The 17,406-nt window shown below is 69.4% G+C and carries 18 protein-coding genes; 11 read left to right on the top strand and 7 right to left on the bottom strand.

The genetic code is table 11. The annotated features are described in order from the left end of the window. Window positions 1-34 precede the first annotated feature (34 nt). The gene (locus tag FHS55_RS11665) at window positions 35-259 is read left to right on the top strand and encodes an NINE protein (protein ID WP_183189930.1); all 225 of its coding nucleotides are present in this window, start codon (window positions 35-37) and stop codon (window positions 257-259) included. Between the two features lie 40 nt (window positions 260-299). Continuing rightward, window positions 300-1,739: a cobyric acid synthase gene (locus FHS55_RS11660; RefSeq protein WP_183190282.1), complete on the top strand. Its 1,440-nt coding sequence runs from the start codon at window positions 300-302 to the stop codon at window positions 1,737-1,739. A gap of 109 nt (window positions 1,740-1,848) precedes the next feature. Here FHS55_RS11660 and cbiB read toward each other — a convergent pair whose 3' ends face one another. Then, on the bottom strand, window positions 1,849-2,823 hold the full coding sequence (cbiB, locus tag FHS55_RS11655; RefSeq protein WP_183189929.1) for an adenosylcobinamide-phosphate synthase CbiB: 975 nt from the start codon (window positions 2,821-2,823) through the stop codon (window positions 1,849-1,851). Window positions 2,824-2,937: 114 nt separating this feature from the next. On the opposite strand from cbiB, the gene recQ reads away from it, so the two are divergent. From recQ to tmpT, 4 genes are all read left to right on the top strand, one after another. Next, window positions 2,938-4,791, top strand: a complete 1,854-nt coding sequence (gene recQ / locus FHS55_RS11650; RefSeq protein ID WP_183189928.1) for a DNA helicase RecQ — start codon at window positions 2,938-2,940, stop codon at window positions 4,789-4,791. A 127-nt stretch (window positions 4,792-4,918) separates the two neighbouring features. Beyond that, a complete protein-coding gene (locus tag FHS55_RS11645; protein WP_183189927.1) occupies window positions 4,919-5,464 on the top strand; it encodes an SRPBCC family protein in 546 nt (181 codons plus the stop codon). A gap of 141 nt (window positions 5,465-5,605) precedes the next feature. Then, on the top strand, window positions 5,606-6,547 hold the full coding sequence (locus FHS55_RS11640) for a YVTN family beta-propeller repeat protein (RefSeq protein ID WP_246340129.1): 942 nt from the start codon (window positions 5,606-5,608) through the stop codon (window positions 6,545-6,547). A gap of 116 nt (window positions 6,548-6,663) precedes the next feature. Beyond that, the gene (gene tmpT / locus FHS55_RS11635; protein ID WP_183190280.1) at window positions 6,664-7,302 is read left to right on the top strand and encodes a thiopurine S-methyltransferase; all 639 of its coding nucleotides are present in this window, start codon (window positions 6,664-6,666) and stop codon (window positions 7,300-7,302) included. Between the two features lie 27 nt (window positions 7,303-7,329). On the opposite strand, the gene FHS55_RS11630 is transcribed toward tmpT, so the two are convergent. Beyond that, window positions 7,330-8,430 carry a sulfate/molybdate ABC transporter ATP-binding protein gene (locus tag FHS55_RS11630; RefSeq protein WP_183189926.1) on the bottom strand — a complete coding sequence of 367 codons (1,101 nt, stop codon included), beginning with the start codon at window positions 8,428-8,430 and terminating at the stop codon, window positions 7,330-7,332. 149 nt (window positions 8,431-8,579) lie between these two features. Between FHS55_RS11630 and FHS55_RS11625 the strand changes: the two genes are divergently transcribed. Next, window positions 8,580-9,206, top strand: a complete 627-nt coding sequence (locus FHS55_RS11625; protein ID WP_183189925.1) for a GNAT family N-acetyltransferase — start codon at window positions 8,580-8,582, stop codon at window positions 9,204-9,206. A 3-nt stretch (window positions 9,207-9,209) separates the two neighbouring features. Here FHS55_RS11625 and FHS55_RS11620 read toward each other — a convergent pair whose 3' ends face one another. Beyond that, entirely contained in the window at window positions 9,210-9,608 is a 399-nt protein-coding gene (locus FHS55_RS11620; RefSeq protein ID WP_183189924.1) for a flagellar export protein FliJ, read from the bottom strand. Between the two features lie 548 nt (window positions 9,609-10,156). Here FHS55_RS11620 and ctrA point away from each other — a divergent pair. Beyond that, entirely contained in the window at window positions 10,157-10,858 is a 702-nt protein-coding gene (ctrA, locus tag FHS55_RS11615; protein WP_183189923.1) for a response regulator transcription factor CtrA, read from the top strand. Between the two features lie 161 nt (window positions 10,859-11,019). On the opposite strand, the gene copM is transcribed toward ctrA, so the two are convergent. From copM to chpT, 4 genes are all read right to left on the bottom strand, one after another. After that, complete coding sequence (copM, locus tag FHS55_RS11610) at window positions 11,020-11,331, bottom strand: CopM family metallochaperone (RefSeq protein WP_246340128.1); 312 nt, start codon at window positions 11,329-11,331, stop codon at window positions 11,020-11,022. 206 nt (window positions 11,332-11,537) lie between these two features. Continuing rightward, the gene (locus tag FHS55_RS11605; protein ID WP_183189921.1) at window positions 11,538-11,969 is read right to left on the bottom strand and encodes a hypothetical protein; all 432 of its coding nucleotides are present in this window, start codon (window positions 11,967-11,969) and stop codon (window positions 11,538-11,540) included. Between the two features lie 119 nt (window positions 11,970-12,088). Then, on the bottom strand, window positions 12,089-13,216 hold the full coding sequence (locus FHS55_RS11600; protein WP_281379591.1) for a chemotaxis protein CheW: 1,128 nt from the start codon (window positions 13,214-13,216) through the stop codon (window positions 12,089-12,091). 71 nt (window positions 13,217-13,287) lie between these two features. Continuing rightward, complete coding sequence (gene chpT / locus FHS55_RS11595) at window positions 13,288-13,983, bottom strand: histidine phosphotransferase ChpT (RefSeq protein WP_183189919.1); 696 nt, start codon at window positions 13,981-13,983, stop codon at window positions 13,288-13,290. A 175-nt stretch (window positions 13,984-14,158) separates the two neighbouring features. On the opposite strand from chpT, the gene cysQ reads away from it, so the two are divergent. From cysQ to FHS55_RS11580, 3 genes are all read left to right on the top strand, one after another. Then, window positions 14,159-15,010 (top strand): 3'(2'),5'-bisphosphate nucleotidase CysQ, encoded by an 852-nt coding sequence (cysQ, locus tag FHS55_RS11590; RefSeq protein WP_183189918.1) that lies wholly within the window; start codon window positions 14,159-14,161, stop codon window positions 15,008-15,010. Between the two features lie 155 nt (window positions 15,011-15,165). Continuing rightward, complete coding sequence (locus FHS55_RS11585) at window positions 15,166-15,747, top strand: DUF1134 domain-containing protein (protein WP_183190279.1); 582 nt, start codon at window positions 15,166-15,168, stop codon at window positions 15,745-15,747. 180 nt (window positions 15,748-15,927) lie between these two features. Continuing rightward, complete coding sequence (locus tag FHS55_RS11580; protein WP_183189917.1) at window positions 15,928-17,325, top strand: coiled-coil domain-containing protein; 1,398 nt, start codon at window positions 15,928-15,930, stop codon at window positions 17,323-17,325. Window positions 17,326-17,406 lie beyond the last annotated feature (81 nt).

Raw genomic sequence — 17,406 nt, 5'->3', positions numbered from 1 at the left:
TCGCGGCGTGGCCCATCTACGGAGAAACGCTTCGATGCGTTCCACCCCTGTCGCCTACCTGTTCTGGTTCTTCGGCCTGATCGGCGTTTGCGGCATTCATCGCTTCTATGCCGGGCGCTACTGGACCGGCGCGCTGTGGCTGCTGACGCTCGGCCTGCTCGGCATCGGGCAGATCATCGACCTGTTCCTCATTCCCGGCATGGTGCGCGAGGCCAACCTCGAGCGCCGCGTGGACTATCTGGAAGCACGCCGCTCATAACGGCCGGCCTGGGGGACGCGCGGTGATAACGCGCGCCCTCATGTTCCAGGGCACCGGCTCGGATGTCGGCAAGTCGCTCGTCGTCGCCGGCCTCGCGCGCGCCTACACCTTGCGCGGGCTGAGGGTTCGGCCGTTCAAGCCGCAGAACATGTCCAACAATGCCGCCGTCACGCCGGACGGCGGCGAGATCGGCCGCGCGCAGGCGCTGCAGGCCCGCGCGGCGCGCGTGCCGCCCTCCGTCCACATGAACCCGGTGCTGCTGAAGCCGCAGAGCGAGATCGGCGCGCAGGTCGTGGTGCAGGGCCGTGCGCGCGGCACCGCGCGGGCCAGCGAGTATCAGGCGCTGAAACCCGCCCTGATGGCCGCCGTGCTGGAGAGCTATGAGAAGCTGCGCGCGCAGGCCGACCTCGTGCTGGTGGAAGGCGCGGGCTCGGCTTCCGAGATCAATCTGCGCGCCGGCGACATCGCCAATATGGGCTTCGCCCGCGCCGCCAATGTGCCCGTGGTGCTGATCGGCGACATTGACCGCGGCGGCGTCATCGCCAGCCTGGTCGGCACAAGCGCCGTGCTTCCGGAGGAGGATGCCGCGATGATCCGCGGCTTCCTCGTCAACCGCTTTCGCGGCGACCCCACGCTGTTCGCTGCCGGCATGGATGAGATCGCGCGACGAACCGGCTGGGCACCGCTCGGCCTCATCCCCTTCTTTCCCGATGCCCGCCGCCTGCCGGCCGAGGACGCGCTCGCCCTCGATGCCCCCGCCCAGCCGAAGCCGGATGCAAGGCTGCGCATCGCCGTGCCGATCCTGCCGCGCATCGCCAATTTCGACGATCTCGACCCGCTCGACGCCGAGCCATTGGTGGAGGTGCTGCGCATCCGCCCCGGCGCCGCGCTGCCGGGCGATGCCGACCTCGTCATCCTGCCCGGCTCGAAATCCACCATCGCCGATCTGGAAGACTTCCGCCGCCATGGCTGGGATATCGACCTCCTCGCCCATGTGCGGCGCGGCGGCCGCGTGCTCGGCCTGTGCGGGGGCTACCAGATGCTGGGGCACACCATCGCCGACCCCGAGGGGCTTGAGGGCCCGCCCGGCAGCGTGGCCGGCCTGGGCCTGCTCGATGTCGAAACCGTGCTGGCGGGCGACAAGCGGCTGGTCGCCATCACCGGCACGGCCGACGACATCGCCTTCTCCGGCTACGAGATGCATATGGGCGTGACGCGGGGCCCCGGCCGCGCCCGCCCCTTCGCGCTCATCGATGGCGAGGGACCGGAGGGCGCCGTCTCCCCGGATGGGCGGATCATCGGCACCTATGCGCACGGCCTGTTCGCCGACGATCGCCAGCGCGCGCACTGGCTGGCGCGGCTCGGCGCGGCCCCCAGCACGCTGGCCTATGAAACCGGCGTGGAGGAGACGCTCGACGCGCTGGCCGCGCATCTGGAGCGGCATGTCGATCTCGACCGGCTGCTGGCGCTGGCGCGTTGATCGCCGCCGTTGTCATCCCGGCCGGAGCGAAGCTTCGAGCCGGGACCGCTCAGCGATTTCCGGCGAACCCGAAGCGGCTCTGCGGACGTCCGGAATAACGTTTCGTCCCTCACAGCGCCGTCGCCAGCGTGCCCGCCGCCAGCAGGGCGAGCATCACCGCATCCGCCGCGCGATAGAGCGCGAGCGCGCGGCGGATATCCTCCGCCGTGCATTCGCGCCGGCCGCCCTCGCCCATCACGCCATCGGTGGAGAGCTTGCCGCCATAATAGCGCGGGCCGGCAATGCCGATGCCGAGCGCGCCGGCCAGCGCCGCCTCCGGCCAGCCGGCATTGGGCGAGCGGTGCCGGGCCGCATCGCGCAGCATCGCTCGCCACGCCCGGACTGGCGAGGCCCCGCGCACGAACACCGCCCCGGCCACCATCAGCACCCCCGCGAGGCGCGAGGCTGGCAGGTTGACCAGATCGTCGAACCGCGCCGCCGCCCAGCCGAAGTGAAGGTGACGGCTGTCGCGATGGCCGATCATGCTGTCGGCGGTGTTCACCATCTTGTAGGCGGCCCCGCCCGGCAGCCCGCCGACCACCATCCACAGGGCCGGCGCGACGATGCCGTCGGAAAAATTCTCCGCCAGACTCTCGATGGCCGCGCGAGCCACGCCCGCCTCGTCCAACCGTTCCGGGTCGCGCCCGACAATATGCGATACCGCCTCCCGCCCGGCCGCCAGGCTGGCGTCGAGCCCGTCCGCGACGCGCGCCACATGCTGGTAAAGGCTACGCTGGGCAAAGAGCGAGGAGCCGACCAGCGCCACCAGCAGGAAGCCGAACGGCAGCCGCATCAACAGGTTCTGCACGCCCGCGCCCGCCGCCAGCGCGACGAGAAGGATGAGGATGAGCGCCGCCACGCCGGCGAGTCGGCGCGTGCGCGGGCTGTCGCTCTCGCGGTTGATCGTGGCGTCGAGGCCGCCGATCAGCCGGCCTGCCCACGTGACGGGATGGCCGATCGCCTTGAGCAAAAACGGCGGATAGCCTAAAGCGGCCTCGAACAGCAGCGCGACGAGGGTTAAAGCAAGGGTCAGTTCGAGGGCCATGGCGAGTGATTCTCTGGCGGGCTCGCGAATCCGGTCGGCGAGCGGCCCCACCATTTCCGTCCGCACGCCATCCTTCAAGGGTCCGAACGCCACCGAGGGGCACGCATCCACGCGATGAACATTTCCGTCCACCCCACGCCGGGCCCGACTACCCCCGGCCTGCTGCCCCCTGGCATCGAGGCGCTGAAGCGCGCCCGGCTGGCGGAGGTGTTCGGCTTCGATCGCTTCCGGCCGGGCCAACAGGATGTGGTGGACGCGGTGCTTGCCGGCGTGCCGACGCTGGCGGTCATGCCGACCGGCGCGGGCAAGTCGCTGTGCTACCAGCTGCCCGCTTTGGTGTTCGGCGGGCTCTCCATCGTCATCTCGCCGCTGATCGCGCTGATGGACGACCAGGTCAACGCGCTGAAGCTGCAGGGCGTCGCGGCCGAGGCCATTCACTCCGGCAAGTCCCGCGAGGACAATGTCGCCATCTGGCGCCGTGTCGCGGCCGGCGAGGTGAGCCTGCTCTATCTCGCGCCCGAGCGGCTGATGACCGAGCGGATGCTCGCCGCGCTGTCGCGCCTCACGCTCGGCCTGGTGGCGGTGGACGAGGCGCACTGCATCTCGCAATGGGGCCATTCCTTCCGCAACGAATATCTCGGCCTCGGCCGGCTGCGCGAGATCTTCCCCAACGTGCCGCTGGTCGCGCTCACCGCCACCGCCGACAAGGCGACGCGCGACGACATCGTCGAGCGGCTGTTCGGCGGGCAGGCCCGCGTCTTCGTTTCCGGCTTCGACCGGCCGAACATCTTCATCGGTGTCGAGGACAAGAAGGATCCGGCCCGGCAGATCGAGAGCTTCGTGCGGGCCCGCGAGGGGCTGTCCGGCATCGTCTACCGCATTTCGCGCAAGAAGGTGGACGAGACCGCCGAGCGCCTGTCCGCCGCCGGCATCCGCGCCCTGCCCTATCATGCCGGGCTCTCCACGGAGGTCCGCGGGGCCAACCAGGAGACCTTCCTCGCCGAGGACGGGGTGGTGATGGTCGCCACCGTCGCCTTCGGCATGGGCATCGACAAATCCGACGTGCGCTACGTGCTGCACGCCGATTCCCCCGGCACGCTGGAGGCCTATTACCAGGAGATCGGCCGCGCCGGTCGCGACGGCCAGCCGGCCGAGGCGCTGCTGCTCTATTCGGCAGGCGACATCGCCACGCGCCGCCGCTTCCTCGACGAGGAACCCTCCTCGCCCGAGCGCAAGATGGTCGAGGCCCGCCGGCTCGACGCCATGGTCGGCTTCTGCGAGGCAGTGACCTGCCGGCGCGCGGTGCTGCTGGGCTATTTCGGCGAGCGGGCGAAAGCCTGCGGCGCCTGCGACGTGTGCCGCGATCCCCCGAAGGTGGTCGACGCCAGCCGCGACGCCCAGCTCGTGCTGCGCATCGTGCGCGCCACCGGCGAGCGCTACGGTGCGGCCTATGTCGCCGGCATCGTCACGGGCCAGCGCACCGATCCGGTGACGGCGCGGGGCCATGACCGGCTGGCCGATTTCGGCACGGGGGCGGACAAGCCGGCCACCGAGTGGCGCGCGCTGCTGCGCCAGCTGGTGGCCACCAATGCGCTCCACGCCGACCCGCAGCGCTACGGCGCCCTCACCCTCACCGAGGCGGGCCTCGCCGTACTGGCCGGCACCAAGGCCTTCACCCTGCGCGCGCCCGCCAAGCGCGAGCGCAACCGCTTCGCCCGCTCCGAGCGCGGCGCCGAACTCGCCCCGGCGGAGAGCGCGCTGCTCGGCAAGCTCAAGGCGCTGCGCCGCGAACTCGCCGCCGATCGCGGCGTGCCGGCCTATGTGGTGTTTGCCGACAAGACGCTGGAGGAAATGGCGGTGGAGCACCCGCGCAACCGCACCGAACTGGCCGGCATCAAGGGTGTCGGCGCCGCCAAGCTGGAGGCGTTCGGCACGGCATTTCTGAAAATACTGAAAGAATTCTCTTAAGATTCTCTAAGAATTCACGGCAGCCATTTTTCGCCGTTTGGAGAGTTCACGAACGTCGATTCTGTCCCTAGATTAGTTCCCAACGGATGAGAAAAGTCCGCAACGAACCCTGTCCGGGATGGAAACGATGAAACTTCAGCTGTTTGCCGCGGCACTGGCCGCCACCTCGATGCTCGCCACGCTCGGTGCCGCCTCCGCGCACGGCCCGACCCGGCAGAAGGTCTCCGAGAAGATCGAGATCAACGCCGCGCCGGACAAGGTGTGGGCCGTCGTCTCCAACTTCCAGGACGGCGGGTGGATTCCCGTGGTCGCCAAGACCGAGGGCACCGGCGGCAACGCGCCCGGCGCCAAGCGTACGCTCACCCTGAAGAACGGCGCGACGGTGGACGAGGAAGTCGCCAAGCTCGACCCCGAAAAGATGACGCTCATGTACCGGATCGACCAGGTGGACGTGAAGGTTCTGCCCGTCACCAATTATTCGTCCTGGCTGATCGTGACGCCGGCCGGTGACGGCACCAAGTCCGAGGTCGAATGGCGCGGCGCGTTCTATCGCGGCTTCCCCAATAACGACCCGCCGCCGGAACTGAACGACGAGGCCGCCATCGCCGCCGTGACCGGGCTCTACAAGGCCGGGCTCGACGGCCTGAAGAAGCAGATCGAAGGCGGAAACTGAGCGGTGCGCAGGCCGGCCCTTGGGCCCTCTCCCCGGCGGGGAGAGGGCTTGGGTGGGGAGGAAGGCCGCCTGTCGATCCGCTGCGGGACCACGGATCGCGCCGGCCCCCTCACCCGGCCCTCTCGGTCCGGGAGAGGGCGTCTGTTCGCGCTCGCCGCCGTCACGACGCTGCTCCTCGCCCTCCCCGCCCGGGCGGACGAGGCCTTCATCACCTCGCAGCCGGCGGAAATGCTCTCCATCGTCGACCTCGCCACGCGCAAGGTCGTCGCCACCCTGCCCATCCCGGGTAAGCCCGCGGGCATCGCGGTATCGCCGGACGGCGCGCGCGCCTTCGTCACCTCGCCGGACGGCAAGGCGCTGACCATCGTGGATGCCGCCAGCCGCGCCATTACCCTCCGCGTCGAGGTCGGCGGCGGGCCGCTCGGCGTCGCCGTTCATCCCTCCGGCAGCCCCGCCTATGTCGCGGACTGGTACCAGCACCGCATCGTCGCCGTGGACGCGGCGAGCGGCGCGGTCACGGGCGAGGTGGCCGTGGGCCAATCCCCCTCCGGCCTCGCGGTGACGCCCGACGGCGCGCTGCTGCTTTCCGCCGACCGCGATTCCGATGCGGTGAGCGTCATCGACACATCGAGCCTGACCCGCCTCGCCACGATCCCCGTCGGCGCGCGCCCGTTCGGCGTGACCATCGATGCGGCGGGCCGGCGCGCCTACGCCGCCAATGTCGCCTCGAACGATGTGAGCGTCATCGACATCGCCGCCCGCACGGTGATCGCGACGGTGAAGGTTGGTCAGCGCCCCTATGCGGTGGCGCTGGCCGGGGGTCGCGCCTTCGTGACCGACCAGTATGATTCCACGGTCAGCGTGTTCGATCTGGAGACGCTGGCGCCGCTCGCCACCATCCCGGTCGGCGATTATCCGGAGGGAATCGACACCAGTCGTGACGGCGCCTTCGTCTATGTCGCCAACTGGGAAGCCAATACGCTGAGCGTGATCGACACCGCGACGCTGAAGCTCGTCGACGATATCCCGGTGGCGGACGGCCCGCGCGCCTTCGGCGCCTTCATCCGGCGCACCGCGCGCTGAGCGCGGATCGCGCCCGGCCGATGGGCCGTTGAACCCGCCCGGCCATAGGCCTATCCAGAGGCGGGGACGGTCTTTCCCCGCCGCACCGGCAAATTGGCTCGCAGGAGGGCCGCGTGATGGAACATGAATTCTGGCACCGGAAATGGGAAAACAACCAGATCGCCTTTCACGAGGCCGAGACCAATCCGCTCCTGCTGAAGCATGTTTCCGCGCTCGGCCTCGCAGCGGGTGCGCGCGTGTTCGTGCCGCTCTGCGGCAAGAGCCGCGATCTGCACTGGCTGCTGGCGCAGGGCTATGAGGTGGTCGGCGCCGAGCTGAGCCGGCTGGCGGTGGAACAGCTCTTCGCCGACCTGGCCCTCACCCCGCTCATCACCCATGCCGGCACGCTGGAGCGCTTCGAGGCGGAGCGGCTCACCGTCTTCGTCGGCGACATCTTCGATCTGGACCACGCCACGCTCGGCCATGTGGATGCCGTCTATGACCGCGCCGCGCTGGTCGCCCTGCCCGAGGCGGTGCGCACGCGCTATGCCGCGCATCTGGCGGCCGCCAGCCGCCACGCGCCGCAACTGCTCATCACGCTCGATTACGATCCCGCGCTCGACATCGGCCCGCCCTTCGCGGTGAACGAGCACGCGGTGCGCCGCCTCTATGGCGCCGCGTTCCACGTCACCAACATCGAGACGCGCGCGCTTGCCCAGGGGCTGAAGGGAGTTCATCCCGTCCGCGAGAGTGCCTTTCTCCTCACCGCGCGCTGACGCGACGGCGGCGGGCGCGATCGGGCATCAGATCGCGTATTCGCCGGACTGCTGCGCCGAGGGGGCGCGGCAGTCGACGCCGGGGCCGCCGCTGGCGAACAGCCGCGCGCGGTCCAGCCGCACCGCCACCGGCTCGCCGATCGGCACGCGCACGGTCGGGGCGATATCGGCCTCGAACAGCGCCGAGCCGACGCCGATCTCCACCCGGCGGATCGCGCCATGGCGGCGGAAGGCGCGCACCTCACCCTTGAGGCCGGGCGTGCCCGGCAGGCCGAGCGAGACATCGTGCGGGCGCACATAGAGCAGCCCCGGCCCGTCGGGAACCGGCTGGGTGGCGGCGGCGATCGCGGTCGTGCCGGCATGGGCGACGCCGTCCTTCACCTCGACCTCGATCCGGCTGGATTCGCCCATAAAGCCGAACACCGTCGCGCTGGCGGGCCGGTCATAGACATCGTCGGGCGTGCCCACCTGCTCGATCCGGCCCTTGCCCATCACCACCACGCGATCGGCGAGTTCGAGCGCCTCCTCCTGGTCGTGGGTAACGAACAGCGTGGTGTGGCCGGTGCGGTCGTGCAGTTCGCGCAGCCATTTGCGCAGTTCCTTGCGCACCAGCGCATCGAGCGCGCCGAACGGCTCGTCGAGCAGCAGCACCTTCGGCTCGATGGCCAGCGCCCGGGCCAGCGCCACGCGCTGGCGCTGGCCGCCGGAAAGCTGCGCCGGGAAGCGCCCGCCATAGGCTTCCAACTGCACGAGGGCGAGAAGGTCCGCCACGCGCGAACGGATCTCCGCCTCCGTGGGACGCTCGGCACGCGGGCGCGAACGCAGGCCGAAGGCGACATTCTCCGCCACCGTCATATGGCGGAACAGCGCGTAATTCTGGAACACGAAGCCGATGCCCCGCCGGCGCACCGGCACGGAGAGCGCGTCGTGCCCGTCGAACAGTACGCGCCCATGGCTCGGCTGCTCGAGGCCGGCGACAATGCGCAGCAGCGTCGTCTTGCCGGAGCCGGACGGGCCGAGCAGCGCCACCAATTCGCTCGGGCGAACCTCCAGCGACACGTTATCGAGGGCGGCGGGGCCGGGGCCGAAGCTCTTTCCCACCTTGTCGATCGTGACGGCGACGGTCATGAATTCACTCTCTTTATATGTATTAAATTCAATTCCCCGCAAGATATCTGAAAATTCGCGGCTGTGAACCCCGAAATGCCAGCCCCTGGCCCCGCCAGGCCGGGCCTTTGCGCTTTTCTCGGCCCTGCGAAGCATGTAGGCCTGCCGCCATGAACGAGATCGCCGATACCGCCCCGCCACTGAACCTCAACGGCTATACGAGCCTGCCGCCCGGCAAGCTCGCCGCCATCGTGACCTTCCTTGAGATGACCGCCCCGCCCCCGCCGTTGCCGGAGCGCGGCGATGGCGGGCTGACGCTGGAGCACGTCCCCGCGCCGGATACGGCGTGGTACCGCGAACTATTCCGCCGCGTCGGCGAGGAATGGCTGTGGTTCTCGCGGCTGGGCATGAGTGATGCGGAACTGGCCGCGGTGCTGGGCAGCCCGGCCGTCTCGGTGCATGCGCTGCGTCGCGACGGCGCGGATGTCGGGCTGCTGGAGCTGGATTTCCGCGTACCCGGCGAGGTCGAGCTGGCATTCTTCGGCGTGGCGCCGGATCTGGTCGGCAGCGGCGCCGGGCGCTTCATGATGAACCGCGCGCTGGCGCTGGCCTGGGCGAGCGGCCCGGCGCGGGTTCATGTGCACACCTGCACGCTCGACCATCAGGCGGCGGTAGCCTTCTACATGCGCGCCGGCTTCCGTCCCTATGCCCGTGCCATCGAGGTGGCGGACGACCCGCGCCGGACGGGGCTCATCGCCCGCGGCGCCGGCCGTCATGCCCCGCTGATCGGAGCGTGATCCTCACGCACCGAACGCAAGGCGCGCGGCGCGTCCGGCCCGCACGGGGATCTCCACCGGCGCGTCGAGGCCGCGCTCGCGCTCGTTGAGCGCCTCCACCTTCTTGAGGTCGTCCAGCGCCCCTTCCAGCTGGGCGCTGGCTTCGTCGAGCTGCTGCTTCAGTTCATCGGCCGAGCGACGCAGATTGTCGCGGCGGGTGGCGGCGGCGCGCGCATAGGTCGAATAGGCGAAATGCTGGGTGTCGGTGATGCCGGAGCGCTGCTCCTCGGCTTCGATCTCGCGGTCGAGGTCACGCGCCATCCGATCGAAATCCGCGATCATGGTCTGGATCTGCGTAAAATGACGGCGCTTTTCGTCCACCTGGAACCGCTTGAGGCGGACGAGCGTATCGAGCGACTTCATGGCCGGCGTTACTCCACTCTGTCGGTCCGGCGCGCGGCAGGCGGCACCAAGGCTGGCACCAACGGGCTGGCACCAACGCGCGTCCGGTCGAGCCGCCCTTTACGCGGCGGCACGCCCATGATCGCCAACAGATGTTGCCGGATCCTTACTCCGGCGGCTTTTGACGGTACGTGCCGACCGATTCGGTGAATCGTCAATGCGATCGAAACGTTTTGTTTACCGGCCTCGTTAATGATCGGTCCATCGTCCGGTGCGGACCGGCGGCATCTGCCGAAAAGCAGAGTCGCCGGACTCACTTACGGGCACACCTTAAGATTCGACTTGAACTGACGATCTGGCAAATTCTGATTTCCGGCCAGATGCTTGTGGAGACTCGAAGAATTTTCGCGTCTTCGCTTGCGCTCCGGAATCCGCTCTTGCTACCTCTAGGGACCAAGTAAACGAATCGGTGTGCCGGGCCGGGCGCGGGAGGGGTCACGCTCGGGCCGGGAGTTGTTCCGAGTCGAGCGCTGAAACCCCCGGGGCCGTGGCGAGGGAAGGGGATTGGCATGCGCGTCTTGCTTATCGAGGATGACCGCGCGACCGCGCAGAGCATCGAACTGATGCTCAAGTCCGAGAGTTTCAACGTCTACACGACGGATCTCGGCGAAGAAGGCGTGGATCTCGGCAAGCTCTATGATTACGACATCATCCTGCTCGATCTGAACCTGCCGGACATGTCGGGCTATGACGTGCTGAAGGGCCTGCGCGTCGCGAAGGTGAAGACCCCCATCCTCATCCTCTCCGGCCTCGCCGGCATCGAGGACAAGGTGAAGGGCCTGGGCTTCGGCGCCGACGACTATCTGACCAAGCCGTTCCACAAGGATGAGCTGGTCGCCCGCATTCACGCCATCGTGCGCCGCTCCAAGGGGCATGCCCAGTCCGTCATCACGACGGGCGATCTGGTGGTGAATCTGGATACCAAGACGGTCGAGGTGGCGGGAAACCGGGTGCATCTCACCGGCAAGGAATACCAGATGCTGGAGCTGCTCTCCCTGCGCAAGGGCACCACGCTCACCAAGGAGATGTTCCTCAACCATCTCTATGGCGGCATGGACGAGCCCGAGCTGAAGATCATCGATGTGTTCATCTGCAAGCTGCGCAAGAAGCTTGCGAATGCCAGCCAGGGCCACAATTTCATCGAGACCGTCTGGGGCCGCGGCTATGTGCTGCGCGAGACCGGCGATCAGGAACAGCGCATTCCGGCCTGAGGCCGTCCCGAGCTGTACTGCCCCTCCCCGCACACCGGGGCCCTCCCGAACTTCAACCCCGCCGCGAGGCGGGGTTTTTGTTTGTCGGCCGGGCCCCGCACGGCAGGCCGGCACACGGGGCGCAGCGATGCCGGCAAGGGCCGGCACCGCCTCCCCCGGCGCTATTTCGCGTTCCTGGCCAGCCAGGCCTTCAGGAAGGCGATCTCGCTCTCCTGCGCGGTGATGATCGCCTCCGCCAGCTTCCGCAGTTCCGGATCCTTGCCGGACTGCAGCTCGATCTTCGCCATGTCGATGGCGCCCTGATGATGGGGGATCATGCCGCGGGCGAAATCGACATCCGTGTTGCCGGTGAAGGGGATGGCCATGCCCTCGTGCATGCGCGCATTGGCCTCCTCGAAGGCCTGGGTCGAGGCGGCATCGGTGGGTGCTGCCATATGGGCGCTGTGGTCCATCGGCATGGCGCCATGCGGCATCGGCATGGACTGCATGGGCATGTTCTGCATGGGCATGGACGGGTTGTTCGGCGCCGCGCTCTGGGCAAGCGCGAAGGTGCCGGCAAATGAACCGGCAAATGAAAGCGTGGCCGCGACGAGCGCCGCCCGGGTCAGGTTCGACATGGGTTTTCTCCGTGAGATCGTGAAAAGGCGCGGCGGGTCACACCGCGCGCAGCTATCGACGATCAGACGGCGCGGGGCGGCGGCACCGGCGTCAGCGGCTCGCGACCGGCCAGCCGCAGGCCGGGCCGCAGCACGGGCGGCACATGGCGCGCCTCGGGAGGGGTGAAGGACGGCGCCGCGTGCGGCGGCGCGACGATCTGGCCGATCACGCAGCACAGGTGCTGGCGCGCGGGATCGGGCATATGCGCGGAGGGCGTGGAAGCGAAGGAACTGGAGGCGGAAGGCGTGGAGGCGGAGGCGACCGCCTCCCCCGTTTCATGGCACGGCATGCCCACGGGCGTGCCATTCCCTCCGGCGATGACCATGCTCGCCGCCGCCGGGCCGGCCAGCACGCTACTGAGCGCGAACACGGCGAGCAGCAGCCGCAGGCCCGCGCCAAGACCGATGCGGTCCCGGCCGCGCATACCGAACCTCATGGTCCATGCCCGTTTCATGCCCGTCTCATGCCGGCCTTCGTCTCCGGGGGAATCCCCCGCCTGCTGGCCAGACTAGCAGCCGCGTCGCCCGCCGTTGAGGCCGGGCAAATGCCTATGCCGCAGCTGTGATCGGCGCCTCAGGCGGCGCGCGCGCGCGTTTGCAGGAGGGCCGCCACCAGCGCCACCGGATCCTGCGCCGGCACCACCGCCTCGAAGCCGGGAGGAAGCGTAGCGAACACGGCGGAACTCACCCCGATGCGGCGCGCACGGGTTGGCATGCCCCGGTCCGCGCTGGCGTCATACGCATCGAGATCGAACAGCAGAATGTCGAACCGACCGCCTACCAGCCGTGCCGCGCGGGGATCGTCTGCCAGAGAAACCCGGTGGCCCATGGACCGCACGAGATCGCCCAGCCGCATGCGGGCCTCCCCGGCCGGGGCCGTCAGCAGGATGCGCGCGCCCTCCATCGCCACCGGCGCCGTGGCGTCGGGCTCCAGCAGCCGATAGCGCCCGCTCGGCGTCACCAGCATACGCGCCTCGCCCAGCCGCTCGATGCGCCCTTCGGGCGCTAGGCCGACCACCTCGTCCACCGCCAGCGTCTCACCGGCGCCGCCGAGCAACAGCAGCATGCGCGGGCCGGCCTCGGGCTGGGATTGCGCCATCTCCCGGATGCCGCTGAGCGAGGCAACGCGCACCGCCTCCAGTTCCGCGCGGCCCGTCCGCACCAGCAGATGCGCGCTATCGTGACGGTCCGCGCAGGCAGGCGACGCCCGCCGTGCCGCCACGCCGATGGCAAGGTCGATCGCCGCCGCCTGCGCGCCATCGGCAAGTCGCGCCACGCCGCCGATCATGTCCTCGCACGGGCCGAATGCCGCGCGCCAGGCGTCGGGCAGCACGGTCACGCGTCCATGGGTGCGCTCGGGAATATCGTCGATCAGCAGGGTCGCCCGCACCTTGTCGGCCGTGCCGAACAGCACCAGCGCGCCGCGCTCGGTGCGCGGCGGCTCCAGGCCGAGCCGTGCCGAAAGGCGGATGAGCGGCAGGCCGCTCTGCCCGAGCGTGCCGAGCTTGGCCATCTCCACCATGCGCCGCCAGCGCTCGCCGGACAGCGTCATCGCTTCCAGCACGCGCTCGGCCGGCAGGGTGAAACGCATGCCGTGAAGCTGAAACGCCAGCAGCGCGACCGGTCCGGCCGCTTCTTCGCCCGGAGCCCCCGGCAAGGCGGGGGGGGCGGCCGGAACAGCGCCGCGAGCGGCGGAAGACATATCAGCAGACAACATGAATGACCGGCGATTCGAAACTGCACCTGCGCCCCGTTCGGGACGCAGGGCGAGTTTCACCGGATCACGTTAATGTCGTCTGAAGGTAACGCTGCGAAAGCCGATCCGTCCCGCTCGACGACGATCGCCACGCCATCGCCCTCGACGGCGAGGCGGATAACGTAGCCGGTCGCGCGCGCCAGCAGGCCGGTATAGTGCGGCTGGATGGCGTGGGCATCCACCGAGCCGCCCTCGGAGGCATGGCCGGCGAGCAGGTCGACGAGATGGGGGGGAATGCGCGAATGACTGCCCTGGGTGGTGAGGCGGAAACCGCCCTCCTCTCCCTCGCCCGTCGCCACGACGGAAATTCGCCCGCCGCGCGGAATGGTCGAGGCTGCCACCATGATGAGGTTGAGCAGCAGCTTGACCTTGTTCTTTGGCGACAGGGTACGCGGCACCTGCCATTCGAGGCTGGTGCGATCATCCTGGATGAAGCCGCGCGCCACGTTCTCGGCGTCGCCCGTGTCGATCTGCGCGCCCGCGGAACCGGCGGCGCCGAAGGCGAGGCGGGCGAATTGGAGGCGGGCGGAGGCCTGTCGCGCGCTCTTGGCGATGAGGTCGAGCGCGAACGCCTTCATGCTGGCGTCGTCCTCGTCCTCCAGCACTTCGAGTCCGTTGACGATGGCCCCGACCGGGCTGATCACGTCATGGCACACCCGCGAGCACAGCAGCGCGGCAAGGTCGAGCTTGTCGAGATCGACGGCGGTCGTCATCCGGTCCCCTTCCGAACCTTCGGGACGCAAGCGTCCTGCGGGACAAATACAACGAATCGCCCGCACACGGTGCGGGCGACGCGGGGCATGTGATACACCGCGCCACCGATCGCGCCAACCGACCCGGCCCGCTTGGCCACAGCCGAGCGAGCGCCGCCGCGGAGACCAACATGCCATGACCGAGGTTTCAACTCCCGACGCCCGAACTCCCGACGCCCCAACGCCTGGCGACCTCTCCCTGCTCGCCGCCCTCGCGCAGGCCGCGCTCAAGGCCGGCGCGGTCATCCTGCGCATCCGCGCCGAGGGAATGCAGGCCCGCCTCAAGACGGACGAGAGCCCGGTGACGGCCGCCGACCTCGCCGCCGAGGAATTGCTGCGCGACGAACTGGCCCGCCTCCTGCCGGGCGTACCGGTCATCGCCGAGGAGGCGGTGGCCGAAGGGCGCGGCGAGACACCGGCCGACGTCTTCCTGCTGGTCGACCCGCTCGACGGGACGCGCGAATTCGTCAATGCAAGCGGCGAGTTCACCGTGAATATCGGCCTCGTCGTGGATGGCGTGCCCGCCTATGGCGTGGTCTACGGCCCGGCGGTGGAGAAACTCTATGCCGGTGCCGCCCTGGTCGAGCGCAGGGGCCATGCGTTCCGCGCCCGCCGTGCCGCGGGCGGGCCGGTGGAAGCCGCCGGCTGGGAGCCGATCCGCTGCCGGCCGATGCCCGAGCAGGGCCTCGTCGCGGTGGCCAGCCGCTCCCATCTGGATCCGGATACGGCGGCACTGCTCGACACGCTCGACGTGGCCGAGCGGATCAGCATCGGCTCGGCGCTGAAGTTCGGCCTGGTGGCGGAGGGAAGCGCCGATCTCTATCCCCGGCTCGGCACCGTGTGCGAATGGGACGTCGCGGCCGGCCACGCGCTGCTGCGCGCGGCGGGCGGCAGCGTGCGGCGGCCGGACGGCAGCCCGCTGCCCTATGGTCGCACCGCATCCCAATACCGGGTGCCGGCCTTCATCGCCTTTGGTGCCAAGCCTTGACGATCACAGATGGGTGGTGCGGGACGACGAGCCACGCGCCATGCCTTCTTCGCGTCGCACTCCGTGCTATTGATAGGTGGATCTGCCGTGCGCGGCAGGCACCACATTCGCCTGAATTCGCCGGATCAATGCCCCGACCTAACGCGAGACCGATGATGCCGACCTTGCGCAACCTGCTTGCCTGCCTCGCCCTGCTGTCCGCCCTGCCCTTCCTTGCCGACCCCGCCGCGGCCCAGGCCAAGCAGCCGGCGTCCAACACCTATTCGAGCGAGGAACTGGTCCAGCAGGGTCACGGCTTCTTCGGCGAAGTCTCGCGGGGTCTGGCCCTGTCGATCGAGAAGGCGGTGAGCCAGTGGGGCCAGCCCAATGGCTACATTCTGGGCCAGGAAGGCTCGGGCGCCTTCGTCGGCGGGCTGCGTTACGGCGACGGCACGCTCTATACGCGCAACGCCGGCGACCTCAAGGTCTACTGGCAGGGCCCCTCGTTGGGCTGGGATTTCGGTGGCGACGGCGCGCGCACCATGATCCTCGTCTACAACCTCAACTCCATCAACGACATCTTCCGGCGCTTCGGCGGCCTGTCCGGCTCGGCCTATTTTGTCGCCGGCTTCGGCATGACCGCGCTCGCATCCGACAATCTCGTGGTGGTGCCGATCCGCTCCGGCGTGGGCGTCCGACTTGGCGCCAATATCGGCTATCTCAAGTTCACGCCCACCGCGACCTGGAATCCCTTCTGATCCCGACGGGCGAATGCGACAGGCGGCCGGGAAGACCCGGCCGTTTCGGTTGGTGCCGTGCGTGTTTTGGTGTTCGTAACCCTTCGGCCCTAGCTTGAGGCCGCTCCGGCTCGACACCGCTGGACCTGGGGGCAGTCCTGTGACGGCGTACAAGACGGCGTACAAGAGTGAGATCGTCGCATGATCGAAGCGATGATGTACTGCGCAATCGGCTTCCTCGCCGCGACCCTGCTCGCGCTGCTGGCGCTTCCGGCGGTGTGGCGCCGCGCCGTACGTCTCACCCGCCGGCGCATCGAGAACGCGCTCCCCGTCACCCTCTCGGAAATCCAGGCCGACAAGGACGAGGCGCGAGCCGTCTTCGCCACGACGGTCCGCCGGCTGGAGATGGATGTCGAGCAGCTGCGCACCCGCCTTGCGGGGCAGTGGAGCGAGATCGCCCGCCAGTCGGCCGAACTCGCCAGCCGTCAGGCCCGGCTGGACGAGGCCAGCGGCCGGCTTTCCGCGCTGGAAAGCGAGCATGCCGAGCTTGTCGCCCGTGACCGTATGCTGGCCGACGACCTCGCCGCGCGCAGCCTTGAGCTCGATGAGATCCGCGCCCTGTTCGAAAACACCCGCGCGGACCTCGCCTCGACGCGCAGCCAGCTGGAAGAGGCGACGGCGCGGCAGGACGAGCTGAAGTTCGAGCATATTGCGCTGGCCACGCTGCGCGACACGCTCAAGGACCGCATCGCCGATCTGGAGCGGCAGGTGTCGGCCGCCAATGCCCAGCTGGCCAGCGAACGCTCCTCCCTCCAGAGCACGTCCGAGAGCCTCTCGGCCGAAATCGCCCGCGGCCGGGCGATCCGCCAGCGGCTCGAGGACACCGAGCATGAGTTCGGCACCATAAGCGCCGAAGCGGCGACGCTGCGCGCGCATATCGCCTCGCTGCAACTGCGCGCCGACGCGCTGCAGGACCGCACCCGCAAGGCAGAGACGCGGCGCGACAACGTGGAACAGGAGGCGGCCCGCGTCACCTCGCAGGCGTTTGCCGCCCGCGAGAGCGCGGAGAGCGCCGCCCGACAGGCCAATGACACATCCGAAATGCTGCGCGCGGAGAAAGCCATGCTGGAAGGCGCCCTCGCCAAGGCCCGGGACGACCGCACGCAATTGCAGGAGCGGCTCGACACGCTGCAGCCCGCCGCGCGTACCCCGGACGAGCCGGCCGGCATCGCGCTGCTGCGCGAGCGCCTGAGCGACATTGCCGCCGAGATGGCCCATCTCACCGCGACGCTGGAAGGTCCGGGCTCGACCGTGGATGCGCTGCTGGCAGGGGCACCGCCGCCGCTCACCGGCGCCGCCCCGACGCTCGCCGACCGCATCCGCACCCTGCGCGAGGGCGCGACGCGCCGAAGCGACGGCAAGGCGGAACTCGCCCGACCGGATGCCGCCAGACTGGAGACCCCCAGGCTGGAACCCACACTCGCCGAAGCCGACGAGGTCGCGCTCGCCCTGCGTTCGATCGAACGGACCGCGAAGGAACTCGGCAGCCGGGACATCGCGCCGGAAAACGGCCCGAAGGATCGCGCCGTCGCCGGTTGAACCGCCTGCGGCGCGCCAACGCCGCACCGGTACGCAGACCCGCCGGCGGGAGCGGCACGACCCCGCCTCAAGAGCGCGACA

The organism is Ancylobacter tetraedralis (genome assembly GCF_014195655.1).
Classification (GTDB): Bacteria; Pseudomonadota; Alphaproteobacteria; order Rhizobiales; family Xanthobacteraceae; genus Ancylobacter; species Ancylobacter tetraedralis.
This window is presented reverse-complemented; position numbering and strand designations above follow the sequence as displayed.